Origin of the sequence: Stenotrophomonas sp. NRRL B-14846 (genome assembly GCF_050473585.1) — a bacterium.
GTDB lineage: Bacteria > Pseudomonadota > Gammaproteobacteria > Xanthomonadales > Xanthomonadaceae > Stenotrophomonas.
In genome coordinates, this window is sequence record NZ_JBFLUN010000022.1 from 3,811,020 (window position 1) to 3,832,500 (window position 21,481).

Annotated in this window: 15 protein-coding genes and 2 rRNA genes (1 of these 17 running past the window's edge); 7 read left to right on the plus strand and 10 right to left on the minus strand. The window is 67.1% G+C overall.

Annotation, left to right across the window (positions count from 1 at the left end):
- Window positions 1-5: 5 nt before the first annotated feature.
- The 4 genes from AB1281_RS19755 to glyQ all read right to left on the minus strand — a co-directional run bounded on the left by AB1281_RS19755 (window position 6) and on the right by glyQ (window position 8,987).
- Window positions 6-3,863 (minus strand): translocation/assembly module TamB domain-containing protein, encoded by a 3,858-nt coding sequence (locus AB1281_RS19755; RefSeq protein WP_430346770.1) that lies wholly within the window; start codon window positions 3,861-3,863, stop codon window positions 6-8.
- The gene (locus tag AB1281_RS19760; protein WP_080347545.1) at window positions 3,860-5,656 is read right to left on the minus strand and encodes an autotransporter assembly complex protein TamA; all 1,797 of its coding nucleotides are present in this window, start codon (window positions 5,654-5,656) and stop codon (window positions 3,860-3,862) included. The genes AB1281_RS19755 and AB1281_RS19760 overlap by 4 nt, the downstream gene beginning before the upstream one ends.
- 256 nt (window positions 5,657-5,912) lie before the next feature.
- Window positions 5,913-7,988, minus strand: a complete 2,076-nt coding sequence (gene glyS, locus AB1281_RS19765; protein ID WP_430346771.1) for a glycine--tRNA ligase subunit beta — start codon at window positions 7,986-7,988, stop codon at window positions 5,913-5,915.
- A gap of 87 nt (window positions 7,989-8,075) precedes the next feature.
- Window positions 8,076-8,987: a glycine--tRNA ligase subunit alpha gene (gene glyQ, locus AB1281_RS19770; RefSeq protein WP_006403404.1), complete on the minus strand. Its 912-nt coding sequence runs from the start codon at window positions 8,985-8,987 to the stop codon at window positions 8,076-8,078.
- 83 nt (window positions 8,988-9,070) lie between these two features.
- Between glyQ and AB1281_RS19775 the strand changes: the two genes are divergently transcribed.
- From AB1281_RS19775 to AB1281_RS19785, 3 genes are read left to right on the plus strand one after another with little or no spacing between them, the layout of a single operon-like run.
- Complete coding sequence (locus AB1281_RS19775) at window positions 9,071-10,906, plus strand: GspE/PulE family protein (RefSeq protein ID WP_049446899.1); 1,836 nt, start codon at window positions 9,071-9,073, stop codon at window positions 10,904-10,906.
- Window positions 10,878-11,624, plus strand: coding sequence for a glutamine amidotransferase (locus AB1281_RS19780; RefSeq protein ID WP_014038989.1), 747 nt, complete (start codon window positions 10,878-10,880; stop codon window positions 11,622-11,624). The genes AB1281_RS19775 and AB1281_RS19780 overlap by 29 nt, the downstream gene beginning before the upstream one ends.
- A 50-nt stretch (window positions 11,625-11,674) precedes the next feature.
- Complete coding sequence (locus AB1281_RS19785; protein WP_014038990.1) at window positions 11,675-12,586, plus strand: BPSS1780 family membrane protein; 912 nt, start codon at window positions 11,675-11,677, stop codon at window positions 12,584-12,586.
- Window positions 12,587-12,668: 82 nt separating this feature from the next.
- On the opposite strand, the gene tatC is transcribed toward AB1281_RS19785, so the two are convergent.
- The 4 genes from tatC to AB1281_RS19805 all read right to left on the minus strand — a co-directional run bounded on the left by tatC (window position 12,669) and on the right by AB1281_RS19805 (window position 15,091).
- On the minus strand, window positions 12,669-13,418 hold the full coding sequence (gene tatC, locus AB1281_RS19790; RefSeq protein ID WP_005411675.1) for a twin-arginine translocase subunit TatC: 750 nt from the start codon (window positions 13,416-13,418) through the stop codon (window positions 12,669-12,671).
- Complete coding sequence (gene tatB, locus AB1281_RS19795; RefSeq protein ID WP_430346772.1) at window positions 13,415-13,873, minus strand: Sec-independent protein translocase protein TatB; 459 nt, start codon at window positions 13,871-13,873, stop codon at window positions 13,415-13,417. The genes tatC and tatB overlap by 4 nt, the downstream gene beginning before the upstream one ends.
- Before the next feature lie 15 nt (window positions 13,874-13,888).
- Window positions 13,889-14,116 carry a Sec-independent protein translocase subunit TatA gene (tatA, locus tag AB1281_RS19800; RefSeq protein WP_014648907.1) on the minus strand — a complete coding sequence of 76 codons (228 nt, stop codon included), beginning with the start codon at window positions 14,114-14,116 and terminating at the stop codon, window positions 13,889-13,891.
- A 75-nt stretch (window positions 14,117-14,191) separates the two neighbouring features.
- Complete coding sequence (locus tag AB1281_RS19805) at window positions 14,192-15,091, minus strand: lipid-binding SYLF domain-containing protein (RefSeq protein WP_046433307.1); 900 nt, start codon at window positions 15,089-15,091, stop codon at window positions 14,192-14,194.
- Window positions 15,092-15,256: 165 nt separating this feature from the next.
- Here AB1281_RS19805 and hemH point away from each other — a divergent pair, with 165 nt between their 5' ends.
- The 4 genes from hemH to AB1281_RS19825 all read left to right on the plus strand — a co-directional run bounded on the left by hemH (window position 15,257) and on the right by AB1281_RS19825 (window position 19,466).
- A complete protein-coding gene (gene hemH, locus AB1281_RS19810; protein WP_101766460.1) occupies window positions 15,257-16,219 on the plus strand; it encodes a ferrochelatase in 963 nt (320 codons plus the stop codon).
- The gene (locus tag AB1281_RS19815; RefSeq protein WP_430346773.1) at window positions 16,216-17,070 is read left to right on the plus strand and encodes an alpha/beta fold hydrolase; all 855 of its coding nucleotides are present in this window, start codon (window positions 16,216-16,218) and stop codon (window positions 17,068-17,070) included. Before hemH ends, AB1281_RS19815 begins: the two co-directional genes overlap by 4 nt.
- Window positions 17,071-17,196: 126 nt before the next feature.
- A complete protein-coding gene (locus tag AB1281_RS19820) occupies window positions 17,197-17,346 on the plus strand; it encodes a hypothetical protein (protein WP_164118740.1) in 150 nt (49 codons plus the stop codon).
- Between the two features lie 14 nt (window positions 17,347-17,360).
- Window positions 17,361-19,466 carry a methyl-accepting chemotaxis protein gene (locus AB1281_RS19825; RefSeq protein ID WP_430346774.1) on the plus strand — a complete coding sequence of 702 codons (2,106 nt, stop codon included), beginning with the start codon at window positions 17,361-17,363 and terminating at the stop codon, window positions 19,464-19,466.
- Between the two features lie 468 nt (window positions 19,467-19,934).
- Here the strand turns inward: AB1281_RS19825 and rrf are convergent.
- Both rrf and AB1281_RS19835 read right to left on the minus strand, forming a co-directional pair.
- Window positions 19,935-20,049 (minus strand): 5S ribosomal RNA (rrf, locus tag AB1281_RS19830).
- 126 nt (window positions 20,050-20,175) lie between these two features.
- Window positions 20,176-21,481, minus strand: a 23S ribosomal RNA gene (locus tag AB1281_RS19835) (it continues 1,574 nt past the right edge of the window).

The following is a 21,481-nucleotide window of genomic DNA, read 5'->3' on the forward strand; positions in this document are numbered from 1 at the left end:
TAGCTCTACTTCTCCCGCCGCCAGTTGATCGACCCACGGTTTTCCACCGTGCTCGATTCCACTTCCACGTCGAAGCCGCGACGCAGCAGGTACTTCAGCGTGATCACCGAACCGGCACCGACCAGCGACACGCCGTAGCCGACGTACAGCTTGGGCGAAATGTACTTGCCGACGCCGATCACCGAGCCACCCAGCGCGCGCGACTGGCTTACGCCGGCATCGTCCAGCCCCAGCTTGGCGCCCAGCTGCGAGGCCAGCAGGCCACTGCCTGCAGAGAGTGCCGCCGAGGCCGCGTTGACCTGCTGCGTCTGGTCGCTGCTGGCACCGGTCAGGCTGCGGCCGAGCACCAGGTAGGCCAGCGCTTCGGACTGCGACATCGCCGGATCGGACCACACGTCCGCACGCGGCTGCTGCGCACGCCCGGTCACGTCGATGCCGGCGGTGACATCACCGATCCGGCGCTCGGCACGGATGTTGATGCGCGGGTCGGACACCGCGTTGTAGTTCCAGGTGAGGTTGCCGCGGGTGATGGTCAGGTCCTGCCCATACGCCTTGTAGCGACCACTCACTTCCAGCCCGCCATTGGCGGTCATCTCGCGGCCGGGCTTGGCCCAGACCTGCATCTTGCCGGTCAGTGCCCCCTTCAGGCCGAAGCCGGTCATCTTCACCTTGTCACCGAGGCTGACCGTCAGGTCCATGTCCAGCGGCGAGGTGCGCGACTCTTCCGGATCGGCCGGGTCGAGCACCACCACGTCTTCGGACACCGAGGTGCCACGGTCCAGGCGCTCCAGGTCGATGTCGGCCTCGGGCACGTGCACGGTGCCACGCAGCTCCATCGCCGCCTTGGCCAGGGTGAAGTCGAGGTTGGGGTTGGCGACGATGCGCAGTTCGCTGGTGTTGGACAGCAGCACGTTCTCGCCATGGATCTTCAGCTGCAGCGGCTGTGCATCGCCGAACCACGACAGGCCACCATCCACGTACAGCGTGCCCTGGCCGGAGTTGGCCTGCGCGGTGATCTTGGCCGAACCGTCGGGCTGGGCCACGAAGCTGCCCTTGCCCTGGTCGAAGGTCAGGCCCAGTGCCGGGAATTCACCCTTGAAGTTGCTCAGCTGCGCGTCACCGCCCAGCGACGGCTGGCCACGCGTGCCGCGCAGGCTGACGTGGCCTTCGATCAGGCCGGTCGGTCGCACGATGTCCGGCGAGAACAGCTCCAGCCAGTACAGCCGCGACATGTTGAGGTAGAGCTCACCGTTCAGCGGCGCACTGGCTTCCCAGCCGGTCTGCATCTTGGCGTCGACGAAGCCGTTGCCCTGGAAGCCCATGCCCAGGTAGCCCTTGATGCTGGCCGGGGTCATGTCGAGCTTCAGCGAGAACTGGTCGTAGCGCACCAGCTCGCCACGGGTGGTGTCCCCCACGGCATTGCGGTTCTCACCCAGGCGCACGCCGCCTTCCTTCGAGCGCACTTCCACATGGCCTTCCCAGGCGTTGCCGCGCGGGCGGATCTGCGCGTCCAGGCTGACATCGCCGCGCAGGTAGATGCGGCGGCCGGACTGCGGCGGCAACCACGGCTGCACCAGCGCCAGCGGCAGCGCATCACTGCGCACCACCAGGCCCTCGCGCGGCCAGTTCGCCTGTGCACACAGTGCACCGCTGCTGGCGGCGGCCAGGCAGGCTTCGGACAGCGTGTAGGTGCTGCCATTGATCGCGAACGCCGCCGGTGCACGCAGCGACCAGGTATCGCCCTTCACCGGTGCGATGCGCAGCGATGCCAGCTCGCCACGCCACTGCGCCCCCTGCTGGCGCACGCTGCCCTGCAGCTCGATCGCGCCCATCTCGTTGCGGGTCTGCGCCGCCAGGCGCAGGTTGGAGACACTGCCCTGTGCATCCACATTCAAGCGTTCCAGCAGCATGCCGGCGTTGACCTGCTGGCCCTGTACCGCCAGCGTGCCGCTGTCGCCGCGCCAGGGCAGGTGGCCCTTGATGCTCACGCTCTCGGCGCCGTAACCATCCCAGTTGAGGTTGTTGCCGACCAGGTCGGCGGTGATGTCCGGCGCATCGCGCGGCCCCTTCACCTGCACCTGGCCGCGCAGGCCACCGTCGGCGCCCGGCAGCAGGTCACTCAACTGCAGCGGCTCGAAACGCGCATCGATGTCGAGGCGATCACCGACCTTGCCCGACGCGGTCACCCGGCTGCTGCCCAGCGACAGTTTCAGGTCACCCTGGCCCTGCGCGCCCTGCAGCGCGAACTTGCCTTGCGCATCCAGATTGCGCTGGCGCAGCATGCCCTTCAGCGACGGCAGGTCCACCGTGGCTTCCAGCGTTCCGGCGGTGCCCGCTGCGGCATTGGCCGGCGGTGGCAGCTGGCGGCCCTTGGAGGCCAGGTTGCCGGACAGGCGGCCGTTCCAGCCCGGCACGAAATAGCCGGGGTCGAAATCCTTCAGCGTGGCCTTGGCGTCCCAGTCCAGCTGCGGCGCCCAGGCCACCTGGCCTTCCACCTGCAGCTGCCCACCCGGTGTCTGCGCCTGCAGCTGGTGGATCGACGCGGCCTGGGCGTTGCCGCGCACGTCGAAGCGCAGCTGCGCCTTCTGTGCATCACGCTCCACCTCGGCGCGGCCGATCGCGGCCCAGGCCTTCAACGTGCCGGCCAGGCCGAAACGTGCTTCCTTCAGGGTCACCGGCACCGGTGCGCTGCCGGCGGTGTTCGGATCGGGCGCCGGCACATAGGTCAGGTCCCGCGCGACCACCGAGAAGTTGAGCTTCTGCTGGTCTTCCTGGCTGAAATCAGCGGTGCCCTCCAGGCGGGCTTCGCCACCGAGGCCCTTCACCAGCAGCGGTGAAACCTTCAGCACCTGGTCCTGCAGCGACACCACCGACGGTGCCAGTTCCAGTTCCTGATCACCCTGCTTCACCTTGCCGCGCAGGTTGGCGTTGCCGCCCTTGCCGGCGGCGGTGAAGTCCAATGCCAGCGGCGCGATCGCCGAGCTGGCCAATGCCGGCGACAGCAGCGCCAGATCCAGCTCGTCGCTGCGCACGCTGGCGCTCCAGCTCGGGTCGGTGCGGCCATCGAACACCAGCATCGCGTGCAGCGGCTTCGGCGCACGCCCGGCCACCGCTACTTCCATGTGCGACAGGTCACCACGGGCGACCAGGCCAAGCGTCGCTGCGGTACGGCCACGCGGCGCCGGCAGCACTGCCGTCACCGTCACGTCGGTGTCGTAGTCCTTGGCCGGGATGTAGCGGCCCTGGGCGGTGAAATTGCCCATGTCGCTGTCCACGACCAGTTTGTGCGCCTGGAACTCGCCGTTGGCGATCTCGATGCCGCCACGCACGCGGCTGATGTCGATCACCGGCTCGTTGGCCTGGCTGATGCGGAAACCGTCGATGGCGATGGCATCGGCCTGGATCGCCAGCGGCATCTCGATCTGCGGCAGCGAATCGGGCCACGACGGCAGCTTGAACGGCTCGTCACTCTTGGCCAGGTTCAACGTCGCGTTGGTCAGCTCCAGCTTGTCCAGCAGCAGCTTGCGGCCCAGCAGCGGGCGCAGGTCCGGCTCCAGGTGTGCACGCTCGGCGTGGAAGTGGATGTCGTCGTAGCGGAAGTCGACGTTGTACAGGGTCAGCGGACCAGCCACCGGGCCGTCCACCTTGTCCCAGGTGAAGCTGGCGCCCACCGGCAGCCGCGCCACCACCTGTGCCAGCAGCACATCGCGGCCGGCCACGGTCTGCAGCAGCCAGTACACCGCCAGCAGGGCCAGCAGCACCAGGCCGATCACGCCGGCGCCGGACCACGCCCAGAAGCGGCGACGGCGGTAGAAGCGCACGCGCGGCGGCGGCGTGTTCGGGGTCGGTGCGGGCGTGCTCACAGGTCCGCTCCGATGTTCAGGTACAGCTGGAACTGCGAATCCGGGTTGTTCAGGCCATGCGCCACGTCGATGCGCACCGGGCCCACCGGCGATTTCCAGCGCACGCCGAAGCCAACGCCGGTGTGCAGGTCGATGGTGTTGTCGAAGGCACTGCCAGTGTCGACGAACACCGCCGCGCCCCAGGGGCCGCCGTTGAAATAGTGCTCGTACTCGGCCGAGCCGATCACCAGGTTCTTGGCACCGAGCGCGTACTTGTCCGGTGCCGGGGTCCGCGGACCGACTTCGCGGTAGGCATAGCCGCGGATGCTGCGGTCACCACCGGCGAAGTAGCGCAGGCTGGGCGGCATCGCCACCAGGTCGCTGGTCCAGGTGGTGCCACCCTCGCCGCGCAGGATCAGGCGGTTGCTTTCGCCCACCGGGATGTACCAGCGCAGCACGGCATTGGCCTGTACGAAACTAGTGTCCGAGCCGGCACCTTCGACGCCGGCACGCATCGTCGCGGTACCGCTGATGCCCTTGCGTGGGAACATCTCGTCGTCGACGTTGACGTAGTCGGCAACCATCTGCGGGTACACCAGCGTCGAGGTGTTGTAGACCGCGTCGGTGAACTCGGTGCCGGAGGCATAGCGCCAGCGCTCGCGCAGCGCGTTGACCGAGGCGATCGCGGTCCAGTGCTCGTTGATCTCGCCGCTGCGGCTGGCGATCAGTTTGAAGTTGCGTAGGTCGATGTAGTCGGTCTGCTCGTCATACGCACTGGCGGCAAAGGTGTACCAGCCATCAAGCCAGTTGAACGCCGGGATGCGGTAGCTGGTGACCAGGCTCTTGCGCTTCTGCGCATAGTCCAGCTGCGTGTTCATCTTGTGGCCGCGGTTGTTCAGGAACCGCCGCTCGATGCCACCGCGCACACCCGGGCCGCTCTCGCTGCCGTAGCTCAGGCCGGCGGTGTAGATCGTGCGCTTGGCCCGGGTCAGCTTCACGTCCACCGGCACGTCGCCGTTCTCGTCGGCCTGGTCCGGTCGCGGCTGGATGTCGATCACGCTGAAGTAGTCCAGCTTGGTCAGCGACTGCCGCAGGCGGTCCAGCTTGCCCTCGTGGTAGTAGCTGCCCTGGTCCCAGTACACCAGCGGATCGAACAGCTTGTCGACGAAGTAGTCCTGCTCGAAGCGCACCGGGCCCATGTTGTAGCGGCGGCCGCTGTCCCAGGTCAGGTCGATGTCCGCGGCATTGTCGGCGCGGGTGATCTGCACCTGGCGCTGGGTGTAGTCGGCATCGAAGTAACCACGCTCGGCCAGGCGCCGGGTGATGGTGATCTTGCTGGCTTCGTACTGGGTGTGCTCGAAACGCTGGCCCTTGCGCGGCTTGAACGCGGCCAGGTCATCCTGCAGGTACTGGTCGTACATCGCCGGGCCGGTGATGTCGATGTGCTCGCGGCGCACGGTCACCGGCGTGCCCTTGTCGACGTGGATCAGCACGCGGACGTGCTCGTCCTCGCGCGGCGCCTCGACCTTGATCACCGGGTTGTAGTAGCCGAACGGTTCCAGTGCCTGGCGGGTCTGCCGCTCGGCCTGGGACAGCAGGTACTCCAGGCGCGATTCGCCCTGTTCCTTGCCGATCGTGTCGTACAGCGACAGCGATTCCTGGATGTTCTCGATGATTGCGGCGTCGTCGCCCTTGTCCAATCCCTTGATGTCCACCTTGTCGATGGTGCCGCGCGCGTGGGCCACGGTGGTGGCGGCCAGCGACAGGACCATCAGCGGCAGGGCGTATTTCTTTGGCTGCATGCGGCACAGCATACCGACCGAAGGTGACGATGCGAAATGCATCACGTCATTCGGGATCGGTTGTTAAGTGGCGGTCAAAATACGCGCCTTTGTGGCGATCATCGTGAATGCAGGCGAGGATGCGGGCATCGCGCGTGATGCCGGCGATGACCCCGATGGACATCCGCCGGCGGTGATCCGGTAGTGCCGGCCGCTGGCCGGCAACCCACAGATCGATCCGATGCGCGGGGACAATGCCGGCCAGCGGCCGGCACTACCAGTACGGGCATCAGCTCGACAGATGCTCGATCGCCGCGACCTTGCCCAGGCGCTCGCCCAGCATCGTCAGCAGCGCCAGGCGGTTGCCACGCAGCGCCGGATCTTCCGCATTGACCATCACGCCATCGAAGAACGCGTCGACCTGCGGGCGCAGGCGCGCCAGGCGTGCCAGCACGGCCACATAGTCCTTGTGCTGCAGGCTGGCGCCGGTGTCGTCGATGGCTGCGGTGACCGCTTCGGCCAGCGCGCGCTCGGCATCTTCCTGCAGCAGCGCCGGATCGATCTGGGCCGGAATGTCGCCCTCGGCCTTGCGCAGGATGTTGCGGATGCGCTTGTTGGCCGCGGCCAGCGCCTCGGCTTCCGGCAGCGCAGCGAAGGTGCCGATCGCATCCAGGCGGCGGTCGAAGTCGTACAGCGAGGCCGGCTTCAGCTCGGCCACCGCATTGAAGTGCGTGGCCGGCACGCCCTTGTCGGCGTAGTAGCCCTTCAGGCGGTCGAGGATGAAGTCGTACAGCTCGCCGACGTCGGCCTGCACGTTGCGCGCGGCCAGGCCGGCGCTGGCGCTGGCCAGCAGCGCACGCAGGTCCAGCTCGAAGCCGCTTTCGATGATGGTGCGGGCCAGGCCCAGCGCGTTGCGGCGCAGAGCGAACGGGTCCTTGTTGCCGGTCGGCTTCAGGCCTGCGGCGAAACCACCGGCCAGCGTGTCGACACGTTCAGCAATCGCCAGCACCTTGCCCAGCGGCGACAGCGCGATGTCGTCACCGCCGAAGCGCGGCTGGTAGGCCTCGTCGATGGCCAGCGCCACATCGGCCGATTCGCCACCGGCCACGGCGTAGTGGCGGCCGGCGATGCCCTGCAGCTCCGGGAACTCGTTGACCATGCGCGACTGCAGGTCGTTCTTGGCCAGCTCGGCCGCACGTTTGGCCTGCGCAGCGTCGGCGCCCACCTGGGGTGCGATCACTTCGGCCAGTGCGGCCACGCGCGCCACCTTGTCGGCCACGCTGCCCAGCTTGGCCTGGTAGGTCACCGTCTTCAGGCCTTCGCCCATCGACACCAGTCCCTGCTTCAGGTCCTCGTCGAAGAAGAACTTGGCATCGGCGAAGCGCGGGCGGATCACGCGTTCGTAGCCCTTGGCCACTTCGGCCACGTCCTTCGATTCGATGTTGGCGATGCCGATGAACTTCTCGGTCAGCGTGCCGCTGTCATCCAGCACCGGGAAGAATTTCTGGTTGATCTCCATCGTCTCGATCAGCGCTTCCTGCGGTACCGCCAGGAACGCGCGTTCGAAGCTGCACAGCACCGCCGACGGCCACTCGACCAGGTTCACCACCTGCTCCAGGTTGTCGTCGGTGATGCGGGCGCTGCCGCCAGCCTTGGCCGCAGCGGCCTCGACCTCGGCGACGATGCGCGCGCGGCGCTCGCTCGGGTCGACCAGCACGAACGCGGCGCGCAGGGCTTCAACGTAGTCCTGCGGCTGTGCCAGCGACACGGCCTGGTCGTGGTGGAAACGATGGCCGCGGCTGACACGGCCGGCCTGCAGGCCGAACAGCTCGGCCTCGACCACGTTGGCACCGTGCAGCAGCACCAGCCAGTGCGCCGGGCGCGCAAAGCCCCAGGCATGGTCGCCCCAGCGCATCGGCTTGGGAATCGGCATCGCCGCGATCGCCTCGCGCAGGATTTCCGGCAGCAGGCTGGCAGTACTCGCACCCGGGGTCACCGCGCGGTGCACGAAGCGCTCACCCTTGTTGTCGGTGGTCTTCTCCAGCGCGGTCCAGTCGATCCCGGCCTTGGCGGCGAAGCCCTGCAGGGCCTTGGTCGGCTGGCCTTCGGCGTCCAGCGCGATGTTCAGGTACGGGCCCAGCACTTCGCTGTGCTGTTCCGGCTGCTCCAGGCCGACGCCCGGCAGCAGCACGGCCAGGCGGCGCGGGGTCGACAACGGGCGCGCATCGCCCAGTTCCAGCGCGACGCCGCGCCTGTGCAGGCCTTCGACGACACCGTCGAAGAACGCCTGGGCCAGGCCTGGCAGCGCCTTGACCGGCAGCTCCTCGGTGCCCAGTTCGATCAGCAGGGGGGACAGTTGGCTCATCGGTTCGATCCTGTGGTGGGGGCGCAGCGCGCAACGCGTCCGGCGCCCCGGGTAGTGGGTGAAAAGCGGGTCGGTGCAGGAAGGCGGTCAGGCCTTCTTCGCACCCGGGAAGCCCAGCTTCTCGCGCTGCTCGTAGTACGCCTTGGCCACCGCCTGGGCCAGCGCGCGCACGCGCAGGATGTAGCGCTGGCGCTCGGTCACGCTGATCGCGCGGCGCGCATCGAGCAGGTTGAAGGTATGGCTGGCCTTCATCACCTGCTCGTAGGCCGGCAGCGGCAGGTTCACTTCCACCAGCTTCTGCGCTTCACGCTCGCAGGCGTCGAAGCGGTGGAACATTTCTTCCACGTCGGCGTATTCGAAGTTGTAGGTGCTCTGCTCCACCTCGTTCTGGTGGTAGACGTCGCCGTAGGTCACCGGCTGGCCGTCCGGGCCGTAGGTCCAGACCAGATCGTAGACGTTGTCGCAGTTCTGCAGGTACATGCACAGGCGCTCGAGACCGTAGGTGATCTCGCCCAGCACCGGGCGGCACTCCAGGCCACCGGCCTGCTGGAAGTAGGTGAACTGGGTCACTTCCATGCCGTTGAGCCAGACTTCCCAGCCCAGGCCCCAGGCGCCCAGCGTCGGCGATTCCCAGTTGTCCTCGACGAAGCGCAGGTCGTGCACCAGCGGATCGATGCCCAGTGCCTTCAGCGAATCCAGGTACAGCTGCTGGATGTTGTCCGGCGCCGGCTTCATCGCCACCTGGTACTGGTAGTAGCGCTGCAGGCGGTTCGGGTTCTCGCCGTAGCGGCCATCGGTCGGGCGGCGTGACGGCTGCACGTAGGCCGCGTTCCAGCTTTCCGGACCGATCGCACGCAGGAAGGTGGCCGGGTGGAAGGTACCGGCGCCCACCTCCAGGTCGAGCGGCTGGATGAGCACGCAGCCCTGCTGGGCCCAGAACTGGTTCAGGGTCTGGATCAGGCCCTGGAAGGTGATCGGAACGGTCGGGGTCGCGGACATGCGTACGAGTCTTGGCCGGCAAGGGGGTGCGCTAGTATAACGGCCGACCTGCGGGGCATTCCGTACCCGGGAGGAGCAGGCAGATGGAACATCGGCTGCCGGTGGGCACGCCCGGCGAGCCAGGCGGCGTCCCGCTGCCGTGGGGCCGCCTGCATTTCGAACAGGTCGGTGCGGCGCTGCTGGCCGACGGCCTGGTCGCCGAGCACGAGGGCGAGCGCATGCGGTTTTCCGCACAGGGCGCGCGCAATGCCAGTGAAGTGCACCCGCTGGTGCTGCTGTCCAACCTCAAGCTGGCCGCCCGCGACGGTGGCGAGCTGACCCTGGAGCGCCTGACCGAATGGCTGGCCCGGCGGACCGGCAGCCGCTACCTGCGCATCGATCCGACCCGGGTCGACGTCGCGGCCGTCACCGCGCTGGTCTCCCACGCCTATGCCCGCCGCCACCGCTTCCTGCCGCTGGCAGTGGATGCCGAGCGCGTGCTGGTGGCCACCAGTGAGCCGCTGGTACAGGAATGGCGCCGCGACCTGCAGCACCTGACCCGCCGCCGCATCGAGCTGGCGGTGGTCAACCCGCTGGACCTGCACCGCTACACCATGGAGTTCTACGGGGTGACCCGCTCGGTGCGTGGCGCCCGCGGCGACGTCCGCGGCGAGGCCAACACCACCCTGCCCAGCTTCGAGCAGCTGGTTGAGCTGGGCCGCACCGGCGACGTCAACGCCGACGACCAGCACATCGTGCACATCGTCGACTGGCTGCTGCAGTACGCCTACGAACAGCGCGCCTCGGACATCCACCTTGAGCCGCGCCGCGAGATGGGGCGCATGCGCTTCCGCATCGACGGCGTGCTGCACAAGGTATTCGAGGTGCCGCCGGCGGTGATGACCGCCGTGGTCAGCCGCATCAAGGTGCTCGGCCGCATGGACCTGGCCGAACGCCGGCGCCCGCAGGACGGCCGCATCAAGACCCGCTCACCGGGCGGCCGCGAAGTCGAGATGCGCCTGTCGACCATGCCCACCGCCTTCGGCGAGAAGTGCGTGATGCGCATCTTCGACCCCGATGCCGCCTTCAAGAGCATCGACCAGCTCGGTTTCAGCCCGCAGGAGGCCGCCGGCTGGAATGCGCTGGTCGAGCGCCCGCATGGCATCGTGCTGGTCACCGGCCCGACTGGCTCGGGCAAGACCACCACCCTGTATTCGACGCTGAAGCGGCTGGCCACGCCGGACGTGAACGTCTGCACGGTGGAAGACCCGATCGAGATGATCGCGCCCGAATTCAACCAGATGCAGGTGCAGGCCAACATCGACCTGGACTTCGCCAGCGGCGTGCGCACCCTGCTGCGGCAGGACCCGGACATCATCATGATCGGTGAGATCCGCGACCTGGAGACCGCGCAGATGGCGGTGCAGGCGTCGCTGACCGGCCACCTGGTGCTGTCCACCCTGCATACCAACGACGCGCCGTCGGCGGTCACCCGCCTGCTCGACCTGGGCGTGCCGCACTACCTGCTGGCCAGCACCCTCAACGGCATCCTTGCCCAGCGCCTGGTGCGCACGCTGTGCCCGCACTGCAAGCAGCCGCACAGCCTCGGCGCCGCCGATTGGGCGGTGCTGGCTGATAGCCAAGCCGCATATCCAGATGCCGCCACGCCCTGTCGGCCGGTCGGTTGCCTGGAGTGCCGGCGCACCGGATTCCTCGGCCGCATCGGCCTGTATGAGTTGCTGCCATTGGGCTCGCGGCTGCGTGGCCAGATCCGCGCCGACATGGATCTGGCCGGTTTCACCCGCGCCGCGCGGGCTGAAGGGCTGCGAACCCTGCGCCAGGCCGGGCTTGAAAAGGTGGCGCAGGGGCTGACTACAATCGAGGAAGTCCTGTCAGTCCTGCCGCCCCCGGATGAACCCAGCCCCGTTCCTGATCCTTGAAACCGGCCGACCGGTGCCGTCCCTGCGCCGCTATGGGCGCTTCCCGCACTGGATCCGCGTCGCCGCCGGGCTGGAAGAGCACGAGACGGTGGTGGTCGATGTCGAACACGGGGATGCCCTGCCCGACCCGCATGCCTTCGCTGGCGTGCTGGTGACCGGCTCGGCCGCCTTCGTCACCGACCACGCCGAATGGAGTGAGCGCAGCGCCGCATGGCTGCGCCAGACCGCCCACGCCGACCTGCCGGTGTTCGGCATCTGCTACGGCCACCAGCTGCTGGCGCACGCGCTGGGTGGCGAGGTGGCCTACAACCCGGCCGGGCGCGAGTCCGGCACGATCGAACTGGAACTGCAGCCGCAGGCCGCGCAGGACCCGCTGTTCCAGGGCCTGCCCCAGCACTTCGCCGCCCACGCCACCCACCTGCAGACCGTGCTGCGCGCGCCCGACGGTGCCGAAGTGCTGGCACGCTCGCCGCTGGACGGCTGCCACGCCTTCCGTTGGGGGCGCCAGGCCTGGGGCGTACAGTTCCATCCCGAATTCGCCACCCACCACATGCGCGGCTACGTGCGCGCCCGCGCCGACTGCATCGGCCGCCATGGCGGCTGTGCCCGCAGCATCGAGCGCGCGGTCAGCGCCGCACCGCTGGCCCGCCAGCTGCTGCGCCGCTTCGTCCGCCAGGCGCGGCTGTCTTCAGCCCAGCCGGCGGCAAAACAGGGATAATCGGCGCCACGGGCAACCGCCCGGCCCCCTCCTGTCCTTCCCGGATGTCCATGAAAGAGATTCGCAAGCTGCCGGCCTCGGCGGGCGCCCAGTGGTTGCTGGATACGTTCTCGCTGTATCGGCGTGCGCCGCTGCAGCTGGCCCGGATCGGTCTGACCTGGCTGCTGGTGAGCTGGGTGGTCACGCTGTTGTCGACGCTGATTCCCGGCGCCGCCGGCATGGCCGTGCAGCTGATGACCCTGGCCATCTCGCCGATCATGTTCGGCGGCATGCTGTACGCCGTGGGTGAGATCGACGAAGGCCGCCCGGGCCTGGCCTCGCACCTGCTGCAGCCGATCCGCGACCACCGCGTCAGCCACCTGCTGGTGCCGCTGGCGATCCAGGTGCTGGCGGTCCTGCTGCTGGGCGCGCTGTTGTTCATGATGATCGGCCGCGAGGGCTTCACCGCCTTCAGCGAGGTCATGACCAAGATGGAAGAGATCAGCCGCAGTGGCCAGCAGATCAAGCCGGACGATGCCGCTGCGCTGGTGGCCAACCTGCCGGCCAAGCGCATCGCACTGTGGATGCTGCTGGTGTTCCTGAGCGCGGTTGCGCTGTCGCTGGCGATGTTCACCCAGCCGGCGCTGGTGGTGTTCGACAAGCAGAGCGGCATGCACGCGCTGCGCCTGAGCCTGCAGGGCTGCATCGAGAACATCGGCGCGATGATCGTGTTCGCCGTGCTCGGCCTGATCGCCGCGTTCTGCATCTACATCCTGTTCGTGATCGTGATCCAGATCGCGATGCTGATCGGTGGCCCGCTGGCCGCCGCCTTCATCGCGCAGCTGGTACTGACCACGGTGCTGATGCCGCTGTACGTCGGCGCGGTCTACGCCGCGTGGAAGCAGATGTTCGTGCATCGCGGCAGCCGCGCCGCACCGCCGATCCCGACCACCCCGACCTCAAGCGACGTCTTCCACGCCTGACGGAAAAAGGGGACGGAGGGGATTAAGTCGTTTGTGGCACTGTGCCACTAACGACTTAATCCCCTCCGTCCCCTTTTGTTTTTCAGGCGGCGGGCTTCTTCACTACCGACGACGGCACCAGCCAGCGTGCGGCGTGGATGCCCAGCTCGTAGAGCAGGCACATCGGGATCGCCAGCATCAGCTGCGAGACCACGTCCGGCGGGGTCAGCACCGCTGCCAGCACGAAGATGCCGACGATCGCGTAGCCGCGGCCTTCCTTGAACTGCTGCGGCGTCACCCAGCCCAGCAGGACCAGGATCACCATCGCCACCGGCAGTTCGAAACTGCCACCGAAGGCGAAGAAGATCGCCAGCACGAAATCCAGGTAGGCATTCGCATCCGGGGTGATCGCAATCACGTCCGGGCTGAAGGTTGTCAGGAAGTGGAACACCGCCGGCAGCACCAGGAAGTAGGCGAAGGCACAGCCGGTGTAGAACAGCAGCACCGAGGACACCAGCAGCGGCACCGCCAGGCGCTTCTCACGCGCATACAGGCCCGGGGCAACGAATGCCCACAGCTGGTACAACAGCCACGGCACCGCCACGAACAGGGCAACGAAGAAGGTCAGCTTCAACGGCGCGAAGAAGGCGCCGGCCGGATTGGTGGCGATCATCGTCTGCCCGTTCGGCAGCTGCGAGACCAGCGGCTCGGCCAGCGCGTTGTACAGCTTCTGGGTGAACGGCAGCAGCGCCAGCAGCACCACGCCCAGGCCCAGCAACGCGCGTACCAGGCGGCCACGCAGTTCCACCAGATGCTCGACCAGCGAGCTTTCGCCGAAATCCTGTTCGCTCATGGCTGGCGCTCCGTGCTCTGCGGCGGCGGCGCACCGGCTTCAGGGGTTGTCGCCGGCGTCGGCTCGGGAGCAACGCTCTCCTGTACCGGTGCATCGGCATGGGGCAGGCCGCTCATATGCGGCGGCAGATCCGCGGGGGCCGGTGCGCGCACCTCCTGCGCCAGCGTATCGCCCTGCTGCTGCGCTTCCTGCGCTTCGCGACGGATCGCTTCGCCGCTGGCGCGCAGCTGGTTCTCGGTGTCCTGCATGCCCTGGCGCACGTCCTGCATCTGCCGCTTGATCTCCTCGGCCTGCAGTTCGCGCTCCAGTTCCTGTTTCACCGAATCCCATTGATTGCGGGCACGACGCACCCACAGGCCGGCAAAGCGGGCCGCCTTGGGCAGGCGCTCGGGACCGAGCACCACCAAGGCGACCACGGCGATCACCAGCAGTTCGCTGAAGCCGATATCAAACACCGCGACCGCTCCGGATCAGCGAGGGGTGCGGTCGTGCTCGTCCTGCGCGGTGCGCGAGGCGTCCTGGCTGCGCGACTCGTCGCCCAGCTGCGCGTTCGGCTTGTCGTCGTCGCGCATGCCCTTCTTGAATTCCTTGACCGCCGAACCGAGGTCCTTGGCGCCACTGGTCAGGCGCTTGGTGCCGAACACCAGCAGGACGATGGCCAGCACGACCAACCAATGCCAGATGCTGAAACTGCCCATAAAGACGCTCGTTACGTTAGTGATCAGGCTGTCGAGCATAGCGCACCGGCTGTTAGCCGGCGCGCGTGACGAAAGTCAGTTTCCGCCCAGCGTTTCCGTGCGGATTTCGCCGTCGTTGACCGGCTGGAAGCCCTGCTGCTGCGGCGGCGGGTTCTGTGGGACGTTCTGCAGCGGCGCGGTGGTGGCTTCGGCCGGGGCCGCCGGCGCTGCCTGAACAGGCGCAGGCACAGGAGCGGCAGCCGGGGCCGGCGCCGGGCGCGGCGCGTTGCCACCGTTGCCGTTGCGGTTGTTGCGGGCGGCGTAGGTGGCCTCTTCCAGGCGATCACGGAAGGCCACCACGTCCATCGACGGCGACCCGACGGCGCGACCTTCGAAGATCATGCGCGGCGTGGTGTTGCTGCCGTAGGCGTCAAGGTTGGCGGCATCGTCGATCTGCAGCACCGCGCCATCCAGCGCGACACCGGCGAACAGGCCGCGAGCGCGCGACCAGGACCAGATCTCGGCCTTCAGCTGGCCGTCGGTGGCGGCGGCGGCATTGCGGCCGACCGGACCGGCGGCAACGCCGGCATCGGCGCCCAGCGTGAACTTGCCGTTGACCAGGTTGTCCAGGCTGCGGTCGTTGCGGAACACCAGCACCACGTCCGAAGACTGGACGCCGGCCTGGAAGCCGATGCTGCCACCGGTCAGCTTGACGAATACCGGGCTGGACCACGCGCCATTGGGCATGCGCACCGACATCAGGCCATGGCCGCGACGACCACCAATGACCAGACCGGCCTTGATCGTGTCGGGAATGACGATGACCGCGCGGCCTTCGTCGAGCAACTTGTCAGGAATCCCCTGTTCAGGGATTTCCTGGATTTCAGCCAACACGCGCACGGCATTGCGGGCGCGCTGGTCTTCCTGCGGTCCGGCCATGGCCTGGCTGGACAGCAGGCTGGCGGCGATCAGCAGGGCTTGGATCGGGCGACGCATGGCAGGCTCCAGAAGTCAGTCCATAGGAAGATATAGCAAGTGACTGAAATTAGTGGTGTTGTCATGAATCGCCAATGAGCGTTCCCTGCTCACATTGATGCGCGCTATGCCCGCAATCCGAACCCTGCATCCCGGCGCGGCACCGGATCGGCGACAATACACACCATGCTCGACGCACCCGATACCGCCGTGCTGGCGGTCAACCTAGGCACGCCCGAGACGCCGACGGCCCCCGCCGTACGCCGTTACCTGGCCGAATTCCTGTCCGACCCCCGCGTGGTCTCGATCCCGGCGCTGCTGTGGCAGCCGCTGCTGCGCGGGCTGATCCTGCCGCTGCGCAGCGGCCGTTCGGCGGCCAAGTACGCCCAGGTCTGGCTGCCGGATGGCTCACCGCTGATGGTCCATACCCGGCAGCTGGCGCAGGCCATGCAGGCCCTGCTGCCGACCCTGAAGGTGCGCCACGCGATGCGCTACGGCGAACCGGCCCTGGCCAGCGAGCTCGACCGCCTTGCCGCCGAAGGCGCGCGCCGCATCGTGGTGCTGCCGCTGTACCCGCAGTACTCGACCACCACCACCGCCTCGGTCGAAGACCGCGTCGACGCCTGGCAGCGCCGCAATCCAGGCGTGACCGTCAGCCTGGTGCGCGACTACTCGATCGACCCGGGCTGGGTCGAAGCGGTTGCCGGCTCGATCCGGCGCTACTGGGAGCAGCACGGTCGCGGCCAGACGCTGATGTTCTCCTTCCACGGCATCCCGCAGCGCCTGGCCGACGCGGGTGATCCGTATCCGCAGCGCTGCGAGGCCAGCGCGCAGGCCATCGCCAACGCGCTGGGCCTGGGCAAGGACGACTGGCAGATGGGTTACCAGTCGCGCTTCGGCCGCGAGCGCTGGCTGCAGCCTTACGCTGAGCCGAGCCTGTGGGCCCTGGCCGAATCCGGCGTGAAGCAGATCGACGTGGTCTGCCCCGGCTTCGCCACCGATTGCCTGGAAACGCTGGAAGAAGTCGCGATGGGCTTCACCGAAACGCTGGCCGAACGTGGCGCGACGATGCGCTACATCCCCTGCCTCAATGCCGAACCGGAACACGCGCGCGCACTGGCGCGACTGGCCGTGGCCTCGCTGGCATGAATCTGCAGCCCTTTGAACTCGAGGTCGGCGGCACCCGCGTCGCCGGCCTGCGCAACAGCAGCGAAGGCCCGCGCGTGCTGGCCCTGCATGGCTGGCTCGACAATGCCGCCAGCTTCGTGCCGCTGGCCCCGCACCTGTCGTCGCTGCAACTGGTGGCGATCGATCTGCCCGGCCATGGCCACAGCGCGCACCTGCCGGCCGGTGCCAGCTACACCACGGCGGCTGCGATCTGCCACGTACTCGACGTTGCCGACGCGCTGGGCTGGGACCGCTTCAGCCTGCTCGGCCATTCGATGGGCGCCGGCATCGCCAGCCTCACCGCCTCGGTCAGCGACCGCGTCGAACGCCTGGTGGCGATCGAAGCCCTCGGTGGCCTGCGCGGCCCCGAGGAAGAAACCGCCCATCGCCTGCGCGAGCATGTGAACGCCACCCGTGCGTTGGCGCGCAAGCAGCTGCGCGTGTTCCCCGACCTCGCCGCGCCGATCCGCGCACGGATGATGACCAACCAGCTCAGCGAACCGTGCGCACGGCTGCTGGTCGAGCGCGGCGTGGAGCCGGTCGAAGGCGGCTATCGCTGGTGCAGTGATCCGCGCCTGATGCTGCCCACCGCGATCCGCCTCAGCGAGGGCCAGATCGACAACCTGCTGCAGGCCATCGCCTGCCCGACGCAGGTGATCTATGCCACGCCGGCGCAGTCCTATTATCCCGAGCCGATGCGCAGCGATCGCCTGCAGCACCTGCGGGATGGACGGTTGGCCGTGTTTCCCGGCAACCATCACCTGCACATGGAAGACCCCGCACAGATCGCAGGCGTGATCCTGCACTTCTTCAGCAACGACAACGCCGGCTGAGCGCAGGCGCCCGCGCGCTTCACTCCGCGCGTTTGCGGCCGATACATCAGTTGCGGGCCCCTGCGCCCGCTGCACGCGGGCCCGGTCGGTCCTGCGGCATGTGTCTGGTTCTGCAAGGAAGTCCGCATGCCCGCTCTGCTGCACCGTCACCCACAGGATGTGGCCACGGTGTTCCGTCTCCGCGTCGCTGATCGCGCCGCATCCCTCGAATTCCCGGCACCCGCCCTGGTCACGCCCTGCTGCGTGCGCTGCGGCGTGCTCGTTGTCGTCTGCTGATCCAGGAGCCTCCGATGTCCATTGCATCCGCCCGTCCCCCCGATACCGCCCGCCTGTCGCACCTGCAGCAGCTCGCCCGCGGCGCCGACCGTCGCCTGCTGATCGGCAGCGCCGCGCTGGCCGTGACTGGCCTGGTGCTGGCCCTGCGCGGTCCGCACGGTGCGGCCGCCGCGTTGGCCGCGGGCGCGGTGTTGCCCGCCTTGTGGCTGGCTGGTCCGCTGGCAGGCCGCGGGATCGCGCGCAACGGCCTGGCGATCCTGTTGTCGCTGCAGCTGGCCCTGTTGTGCGCGATCGCCGGACTGTCGCCGGCGTTGCCGATCGCCCTGCTGCTGGGCGTGCTGCTGGGCCATCGCGATCGCCTGCCGGTGTGGCTGGCCGGCAGCATCGGCACGCTTACACTGCTGGCACCGCTGCAGACGGGTGGCGCGGTGGGGCCGACACTGCTGCAGGCCGCGATGCTCGCCGGCCTGACCCTGTTCCTTGGCCAGGTCGCACTGCGGCTCCGCCAGCAGACCGAAGCACTCGGCCACGGCCCCCGCCGGCTGGCTGCACTGGCGCGCGATATCGCCACCGGTGCCGATCTTGGTGCACATGCCGACACCAGCGCCTACGCACCGGGTTCGCTGGCCCACGCGCTGGCCGACACCGCCCGCCATGTGCAGGCCCAGCGTGGACGCGAAGCGGAGGCACACGCCGAGAACGCGCAGATCCGCCAGGCCCTCGATGCCTCGCGCACCGCGATGATGATTGCCGACAACGACCACGTGATCCGCTACGTGAACCGCTCGGTGGTGGCCCTGCTGCGCAACCAGCAGGCGACGCTGCGCCAGGCCTTCCCCGATTTCGATGCCGAGCGCCTGGTGGGCAGCAGCATCCATCGCTTCCACGCCAACCCGGACCGCATCCGCGCCATCCTCAATGGCCTGCAGGTTACCCACAACGGCAAGGTCCAGATCGGCCCGGTGCACTTCGCCCAGGTGGTTACTCCGGTCTTCGACGCACAGGGCCTGCGCCTGGGCTTCGCCGTGGAGTGGCATGACCGAACCCATGAGCTCGCGCTGGAGAACGCCGTCGCCGGCATCGTCGCGGCCGCCGCCGCCGGCGACCTCGACCAGCGCCTGAAGGCAACCGAAGGCGCCAGCTTCCTCGATGGGCTGACCGGTGGCATCAACCAGCTGCTGGATACGTTGGGCAGTACCGTCGACGAAGTGCGGCAGATGCTCTCGGCGCTGGCCAGTGGCGATCTCGATCGACGCATGCACGGCGAGTATCACGGCGCCTTCGCCGCGATCCAGCGCGATGCCAACGCCACCGCCGGCCAGCTGGCGCGCATGGTCGGCCGCATCCAGCAGTGCGCATCCTCGATCAGCACCGCTGCAAGCGAAATCGCTGCGGGCAATGGCGCGCTGTCCGAGCGCAGCGAGCGCCAGGCGGCGCACCTGCAGGAAACCGCCGCCTCGATGGAAGAGCTGACCGCCACCGTGCGCCAGAACGCTGCCCATGCACGCGAGGCCAGCCAGCTGGCGGTCACCACGCAGGCCGCCGCCAGCGACGGTAACGTCGCCATGCAGCGCGTGGTCGATACCATGCAGGCAATTGAGGGTGCATCGAAGCGCATCGGCGATATCACCGGCGTGATTGACGGCATCGCCTTCCAGACCAATATCCTGGCGTTGAACGCAGCGGTGGAAGCCGCCCGCGCCGGCGAGCAGGGCCGTGGCTTCGCCGTGGTGGCCAGCGAGGTGCGCGTGCTGGCGCAGCGTTCGGCCGCCGCCGCGCAGGAGATCAAGAAGCTGATCGACGAAGCCGGACGCCAGGTAGGTGAAGGCGCCCAGCTGGTGGCCGACGCGGGCCAGCGGATGCAGGGAATTGTCGGGGGCGTGGAGAATGTCAGCCACCTGATGCACGAGATCTCGGCGGCCTCGCAGGAGCAGTCGGTCGGCATCGAGCAGATCAACCAGACCGTGGTGCAGATGGACCAGGCCACACAGCAGAATGCCGCGCTGGTGGAGGAAGCCACCGCGGCCGCACGCGAGCTGCAATCGCAGGCGGGTACGCTTACCGAGGCGGTGTCGGTGTTCCGCCAGCAGGAACCGCATGAGGTCTCGCGGGCTGCCTGATCCGGGCCTGCAATGCGATCCTGATCAAGACGGCGCCCGCAGGGCGCCGTTTTTTTTGCCTGCTTTTGCGTGATGGGTCAGGAAAAAGCCGCTTCCGGACCTGCCATGAGTAGCGGCCAACCCTGGTTGGCGCCGCATCCACGCACCGCGTGGATCTACCGGTAGTGCCGGACGCTGGCCGGCAATCACAGCGACGCGCACTGTCTGACCCGCTGCCGGGGTTGGCACCGCTCTCTTCGCAGGGACAGCCCATCCACGCACAGCGTGGATCTACTGTGGGTCCGCATGCCCTCGGTAGACGCCAACCTTGGTTGGCGCTGTGGCTGCCCCCGGAGAATATCCACGCATGGCGTGGATCTACCGGCCGGTGTGCAGCCAAGAAGGTGCCGGCCAGCGGCCGGCACTACCCGCATTTTCTGCGCACAAAGAAAAACCCCGCTGCGTAAGCAGCGGGGTTTTGGGTGTAAACCCTGGCGATGACCTACTCTCGCATGGCTTGAGCCACACTACCATCGGCGCAGCTGCGTTTCACTTCCGAGTTCGGGATGGGATCGGGTGGTTCCACAGCGCTAATTTCACCAGGGAGGCTTTTGGAGAGTCGCACTCGTCCCGGTGGGACAAGGCGCCAGCCTCGCATAGTTCTTGTGACGTAGCGTGCACTTGGATGCTCTTACGACGTTGTCGTAAAGCCAAGGCAACTTGAGGTTATATGGTCAAGCCGCACGGATCATTAGTATCAGTTAGCTCAATACATTGCTGTACTTACACACCTGACCTATCAACCACGTAGTCTACATGGTTCCTTCAGGGGGCTTGTGCCCCGGGAGATCTCATCTTGAGGCGCGCTTCCCGCTTAGATGCTTTCAGCGGTTATCGCTTCCGAACATAGCTACCCGGCAATGCCACTGGCGTGACAACCGGAACACCAGAGGTTCGTCCACTCCGGTCCTCTCGTACTAGGAGCAGCCCCTCTCAAATCTCCAACGCCCATGGCAGATAGGGACCGAACTGTCTCACGACGTTCTGAACCCAGCTCGCGTACCACTTTAAATGGCGAACAGCCATACCCTTGGGACCGACTACAGCCCCAGGATGTGATGAGCCGACATCGAGGTGCCAAACACCGCCGTCGATATGAACTCTTGGGCGGTATCAGCCTGTTATCCCCGGAGTACCTTTTATCCGTTGAGCGATGGCCCTTCCATACAGAACCACCGGATCACTAAGTCCTAGTTTCCTACCTGCTTGATCCGTCGATCTTGCAGTCAAGCACGCTTATGCCTTTGCACACAGTGCGCGATGTCCGACCGCGCTGAGCGTACCTTCGAGCTCCTCCGTTACTCTTTAGGAGGAGACCGCCCCAGTCAAACTACCCACCATACACGGTCCCCGACCCAGATAATGGGCCCAGGTTAGAACGTCAAGCACGACAGGGTGGTATTTCAAGGATGGCTCCGCTGCAGCTAGCGCCACAGTTTCATAGCCTCCCACCTATCCTACACAGACGAACTCAACGTTCAGTGTAAAGCTATAGTAAAGGTTCACGGGGTCTTTCCGTCTTGCCACGGGAACGCTGCATCTTCACAGCGATTTCAATTTCACTGAGTCTCGGGTGGAGACAGCGCCGCTGTCGTTACGCCATTCGTGCAGGTCGGAACTTACCCGACAAGGAATTTCGCTACCTTAGGACCGTTATAGTTACGGCCGCCGTTTACTGGGGCTTCGATCAAGAGCTTCGCCTTGCGGCTGACCCCATCAATTAACCTTCCAGCACCGGGCAGGCGTCACACCCTATACGTCCACTTTCGTGTTTGCAGAGTGCTGTGTTTTTGATAAACAGTCGCAGCGGCCTGGTTACTGCGACCCTCTTCAGCTATAGCTCGCACGAGCCACCAAAAAGGGTGCACCTTCTCCCGAAGTTACGGTGCCATGTTGCCTAGTTCCTTCACCCGAGTTCTCTCAAGCGCCTGAGAATTCTCATCCTACCCACCTGTGTCGGTTTACGGTACGGTCTG